The following is a 6,016-nucleotide window of genomic DNA, read 5'->3' on the forward strand; positions in this document are numbered from 1 at the left end:
CGGTTGAGACAGGACGTCGAATCCGGGGCGGCCCGGCCCGCCCGCAGCCGAGCCGTTGGTGCTGCCCGGTGCGGAGTTCGGGCGAGCCAGGGATGCGCGCCCGGGTACCGGTGACCCACCCGTACTCACGCGGGATTGGCGTACCCGTTTGTAACGATAGGCCTGGCCCATTGTATCAATTGTCCAACACACAAACCTGGCGTAAGCCAATTTCAACACAAGTACTAATCCGCGATCCACTCCTCGCCCAGCACCGGCCGCACCTGTACCAGGGGCTGCAGCACCCGCCCCGGCGGCGCACACTGCACCCGCACCGCGCTGCCCCGGGCCACCCGCTGGCCGGGCGCCGGCTGCTGTTCCACCACCAGGCCGCTGCCCTCGGCCATCAGCACCAGGCCCAGCTGCTGCAAAAGCTGCCCGGCCTCCTGGCGGGTCAGGTTGCTCAGGTTGGGCACCGTAACCAGTAAGTCGCTCTTTTGCGGCAACGGTTCCATCTCCAGCAGCACCTGCTGACCGGCCTGCATCTCCACCCCGGCACGCGGCACCTGCCGCAGTACCACCGGCCCGCTGCCGCTGGTACGGTAGCGCAGACCGGCTTCGCGCAGCAGGCGGTCGGCTTCGCCCAGCGGCCGATTCACTACATCGGGCACCGCTACCCGGGGGGCCGGTTTTTCCTGCCACTCGCGGGGCAGGCGGGGTTTGGTCAGCCGGGGATCAGCCGGTACATTCAAGTAATGCAGGATATCCCGGGCCACACTCTGAAAGACCGGCGCCGCCACCTGACCTCCGTAGTAGATGCCGCCCTGCGGCTCGGCAATCATCACCAGCAGGGCGAAGCGGGGCTTTTCCACGGGCGCGAACCCCACAAACGACGCCACATAGCGACCGCTGACATAACCACCCTGCTCGCCCACCACCTGGGCCGTGCCGGTCTTGCCGGCCACCCGGTAACCTTCCACAAAGGCATTGCGCCCGGTTCCCAGCGCCACCACCTTTTCCAGGAGCAAGGACAGGCGGGCAGCGGTTTCCGGCCGGATCACCTGGCTCAGCGCCCGGGGGGCAAAGGACTTGACCGGCCGGCCCGCATCATCGCGCACTTCTTTTACCAGATAGGGCTGGTACAGGGTCCCGCCGTTGGCCACGGCACAGACCGCCGTGAGCAGCTGGATGGGGGTAACGGCAATGGACTGGCCGATGGACATGGTAGCCAGGTTCAAATTGGTAGCCTGAGATGCGGGGATGACAATGCCCCGGGCCTCACCGGGCAGGCCCAATCCGGTCTGATGGCCAAAACCGAACGCCTGCAGGTATTTGTAAAACCGTTCCTTGCCCAGGCGCAATCCCACTTCGATAAATCCCGGGTTGCAGGAGTTCATCACCACTTCGGTAAAGCTCTGGCTGCCGTGCCCGCCCGGTTTCCAGCAGCGGATGCGCCGGTCGGCCACGCTGGCATACCCGGGGTCGTAAAAGCGATCTTCCTCCTGCACCACATTTTCATTCAGGGCCGCGGCCGCCGTAATGATTTTAAAGGTTGAACCGGGTTCGTAGTTGTACCAGACCGCCGGGTTGCGGTCCCGCACGGCGGGAGGCGCCGTCTTCCACTGGTTGGCATCATAGGTGGGCCGGCTGCCCATGGCCAGCACAGCCCCGCTGGACGGGTCCATGACGGCAATCACCGCCAGGCGGGGCTGGTAGCGGGCCACCACCCGGTCCAGTTCCCGTTCCACAAAGTACTGGATGTTTTCATCCAGGGTCAGCACCAGGCTGTGCCCCTGCCGGGGAGCAAGGAAACGTTCCTGAGGATCGGGCAGCTCGCGCCCGGCAGCATCGTGCTCCACCAGAATGCGACCGTCCGTACCCTTCAGGTACTGATCAAAGGTTTTTTCCAGCCCGGCCAGCCCCTGGTTGTCCACCCCGCTGTAACCCAGCAAGTGGGCGGCCAGAGTAGCGTGTGGGTACAGGCGCACACTTTCCTCCACCAGATAAATACCCGGCAGGGCCAGCTGCCGCACCCGGTAACTCTGTTCGGGAGTGATCTTGCGCTTAATCCACTCGTAACCCGACCGGCGGGACAGGATCCGCTCCAGTTTAGCCGCATCCATGTCCAGAGCTTCCGCCAGAGCCCGGGCCGTAGCCGCAGGATCTTTGACCCGGTAGGGCACGGCGTAAACCGAATCCGCGCTGATGCTGGTCACCAGTTCCCGCCCGTGGGCATCGTAAATACTGCCCCGCCTGGCCTCCACCGGGATATCTTTCATGCGCACTTCCTCGGCCTGCCGGCGCAGCTCATCCCCCTGCACCACGGTGATCCAGACCAGGCGCAACAGCAGCACACCCATCAGGCCGGCCATAATGAAAAAAAGCCAGGTGAGCCGTTTGCGGATAATGGCACTGGAGCGCATGACCATCACCTCCGTCTTTAAGCCCACCTGTCGGGAAAGCGCTTTAAATTATCCGCCCTGACCCATGAGCCGGGCAAACACCTGCAGCCAGACCGGCTGACCCGGCAGCAGCTCCGCCCGGGCCGGCCGGTCGGACGACGGTCCGGCGGGTGCTTTCCCGGACCGGTGAGGAGCGGGCTGGTCCAGCACCAGGGTCTGGCCTTCCGGACGCACCATACCCAGCCTGTGCACGGCCACCTGCTCCACCCGGTACAGGGAGGACAGGTCGGCCACGCCGGCGGCCAGAGTCTCGGTTTCCTGCTGCAGCGCTTGCAGTTCCTGCTTCAGGCAATAGATCTGATAAGCTGTGCCCACCAGCTGGGCATAATAGTAAACTATCCCCATCCCCGTCCCCAGCAGGGCCACCATCAGGGCGAGCAGCAGGGCCCGCTCGGGCTGCTTGCGCCGGGCGGGGCGGCGGGCAGGACGACGCTTTTTCTCCTCCACAGGCAGGTGGTACTGCTGGTATCGCTCCTGCGCTACTATCACAGCTTATTCACTCCTCCTGGCATTTAGAACCAGTCCGGCATTTTCTCAGCCACCCGCAGCCGGGCGCTGCGGGAACGGGGATTTTCGGCCAGCTCCCGGGCCGCGGGAGCAATCCCGCCCGGTACGGGCAGTTTGACCAGGGGTTTCTGGCCGCACACACAGCGGGGAAAGTCGGCCGGACAGCGGCAGGGATGGGCCATCCGGCGCAGCGTGTTCTTGACAATGCGATCCTCTAGAGAATGGAAAGTAATTACCAAAAGGCGCCCTCCGGGCTCCAGGTGCTGCACAGCCTGTTCCAGAGCGGGGGCAATCACGTCCAGTTCCCGGTTTACCGCTATGCGCAGGGCCTGAAAGGTGCGGCGGGCCGGGTGGCCACCCTGCCGGCGCTGGCTGGCGGGGATGGCCTCCCTGATTATTTCGGCCAGGCGGCCGGTAGTAGCAATGGGCTCCCGGCGCCGCTCCCGCTCGATGGCCACGGCAATGCGCCGGGCAAAGCGGTCCTCGCCGTAGCGAGAGATAACCGCGACCAGTTCTTCCACCGGCCAGGTATTGACAATTTCCGCCGCAGTAAGCGCCGACCGGCGGTCCATGCGCATGTCCAGCGGGGCGTCGTGCCAGTAGCTGAAGCCACGCTCCGGGGTGTCCAGCTGATAGGAGCTCACTCCCAGATCAAAGAGCACTCCGTCCACCCGCTCCAGGCCCAGTTCGGCCAGCACTTCGGCCAGCTGGAGAAAATTGGCCCGGCGCAGGCGCACCCGTTCAACCCAGGGCGCCAGCCGCCGTGCGGCGGCGGCCAGGGCGTCCCCGTCCTGATCCAGCCCCACCAGCAGACCGTCCGGCGCGCTGGCCTGCAGGATGGCGGCGCTGTGCCCCCCGCCCCCCAGCGTACAATCCACATAAATGCCGCCGGGCCGCGGGCGAAGCTGCTCCAGCACCTCCGCCAGCAGCACCGGCTGATGGGAAAATCTGTCTGTATCCGGCATCTGCCATCCCAACCGTCCCTTTGCCCCCCGCTGCAGACCGGCTCCGGCCCGCAGCAGCGAGCTGTTTGTCGACTCATCTCAAATATTTTAATTATTTGCAATATTCAATCACAATACCGGCTGCTGCGGTCTTTCTGGCCCGGGTTTAAGTGCCGGCGTACGGACCGGCCCCCACCCCGGGTTACAGATCCAGATCCACAATGCTCTCGGCAATGCTTTCCACACTGTCCTGGGTGGCCTGCAGGTAGGCCTCCCAGCGTTCGGCCGCCCAGATTTCCACCCGGCTGGCCGCGCCAATAATTATGGTTTCCTTTTCCAGGGCGGCATATTCTTTCAGCGGCGGCGGGATCAGGATGCGCCCCTGTTTGTCGGGCTCACACTCGGCCGCTCCGGCAAATAAAAAACGCACAAAGGCCCGGGCATCCTTGCGGGAATAAGGCAGGCTGCGCAGCTTGTCCTCCAGTGCCTGCCATTCGGCCGGCGGATAGAGAGCCAGGCAGCCGTCCAGTCCCTTGGTCATGACAAATCTGTCGCCCAGGCCCTGGCGGAGACGGGCGGGGATAAAAAGTCTGGACTTGGCATCAATGGCATGACGGTATTCACCATAGAACAATTTCCCACCACCTGCTGCCACTTTGCCACCACTTTAACCCACTTTACACCACCTTGTATTCGCCGGACTGAACCAAAATCCTTCCTGCCCGCGTCAAAATTAGAATATTTTGCCGTAGGAAATTGTGCCTATACTCTGTACCCCCGGCCGGGACCATAGTCCTATCAAACCATCCCGGGCGACCAACCCGTGACTAAAAGAGAATTTTTTTCAATAAATATGAGCCTCCAATGTATTGTGAAAATTATATCATTCACTATATAATTTAACTAAAAACCTCATCCCTCTGTTTACCGGGAGGTGCCCGCCATGCGCTACCGCTACAAACTGGCCATCCAGCTGGCCGTATTCATCCTGCCCCTGATTTTGCTGGGCAGTCTGCTGCTCTGGCTGAACTGGCAGCAACAAAGGTACGGCCAGCTGTTTGGCCAGCAACTGGACAAAATCGCCGCAGCCTGGCAACTGGAAGAAGGAATAAACCGCCAGGTACTGGCCCTGCACCGCTATATTACAACCGCCGACCCGCAGTACCTCCGGCAAATGCAGGAACAGCAGGAACAAATTCAGCAACTGCTGGAGAACCTGCAGCGGATCGTCCGCCCGGCCCGCCTTCCCCTGCTGGCCGAACTGGCTGCCGAACTGCGCGCCTACCAGCAACAGGCCGCACTGATTACCGGGCGCCTGGACGCCGGTGATGGGCTGGCCGCCCGGCAAATTCTGCGCAGCAGTGCTTTCCAGGAACGGGAGAAAGTGCTGCTGCAAAAAAGCACCCGGCTCAGAGAGCTGCGCTGGCAGGATACCCGCACCCTTTCCCGGGATCTGACCGCATTTGGCCGGAACATATGGTACCGTTCGGCCATCCTGATCGGCAGCACTATCCTGCTTTCCCTGCTGCTGACCTATTATTTTCACCGCCAGCTGGTGGCCGACAACAACCGCTTCAAGCAGATTCTGCAAACCACCCGCAATGTGGTGATCACGGTCAATGACCGGGAAATTATTACCGGGTTCAACCGCATCGCCGAGGAAATATTTCAATTGCCCGCCGCCCGGGCCCTGGGCCGTAAATTTTCCCAGGTCTTCACCGGACGGCAGGCCCCCGGCGAGATCGCCTTCACCTACCCCCTGGCCCGGGTCATGCGCAGCGGTCAGGGGCGCTGCAATGAGGAACGGCCCTACAACGCGGCCGACGGCTGGCCCTACACCCTGCGGGTGGATTGCCTGCCCCTGGACCGTTACCGGGGCCGCACCCTGGGTGCTGTGCTGATCATGCGCGATGTTACCGAGCAAAAAATAGTGGAGGAAAAGCTGCAGGGACTGGCCGTACGCGACAGCCTGACCCTGCTTTACAATCACCGCTACCTGCGCCGCCGCCTGCAGCAGGAGCTGGCCCGGGCCCGCCAGCTGCGCAGCCGGGTGGCTTTCCTGCTCATGGATGTGAAGCCTCTCCCGCCTTCGCTTTCGCTAAGAGGCGGGAGCTTCCTGGTTCA

Annotated in this window: 5 protein-coding genes; 1 reads left to right on the plus strand and 4 read right to left on the minus strand. The window is 62.9% G+C overall.

The genetic code is table 11. From position 1 onward, the window contains the following. Positions 1-224 precede the first annotated feature (224 nt). The 4 genes from ACUVTU_RS13050 to mraZ form a co-directional block, all read right to left on the minus strand. The gene (locus tag ACUVTU_RS13050) at positions 225-2,402 is read right to left on the minus strand and encodes a stage V sporulation protein D (protein WP_445890390.1); all 2,178 of its coding nucleotides are present in this window, start codon (positions 2,400-2,402) and stop codon (positions 225-227) included. Between the two features lie 48 nt (positions 2,403-2,450). Beyond that, positions 2,451-2,930, minus strand: coding sequence for a cell division protein FtsL (locus ACUVTU_RS13055; protein ID WP_445890391.1), 480 nt, complete (start codon positions 2,928-2,930; stop codon positions 2,451-2,453). 23 nt (positions 2,931-2,953) lie between these two features. Next, the gene (rsmH, locus tag ACUVTU_RS13060; RefSeq protein ID WP_445890394.1) at positions 2,954-3,913 is read right to left on the minus strand and encodes a 16S rRNA (cytosine(1402)-N(4))-methyltransferase RsmH; all 960 of its coding nucleotides are present in this window, start codon (positions 3,911-3,913) and stop codon (positions 2,954-2,956) included. 181 nt (positions 3,914-4,094) lie between these two features. Beyond that, positions 4,095-4,526, minus strand: coding sequence for a division/cell wall cluster transcriptional repressor MraZ (gene mraZ, locus ACUVTU_RS13065; RefSeq protein WP_445890392.1), 432 nt, complete (start codon positions 4,524-4,526; stop codon positions 4,095-4,097). Between the two features lie 309 nt (positions 4,527-4,835). Here mraZ and ACUVTU_RS13070 point away from each other — a divergent pair. Continuing rightward, positions 4,836-6,016, plus strand: a 1,181-nt coding sequence (locus ACUVTU_RS13070) for a PAS domain-containing protein (RefSeq protein WP_445890393.1), incomplete at its 3' end; no start/stop codon positions are given.

It is taken from the genome of Desulfurispora sp. (assembly GCF_052744395.1).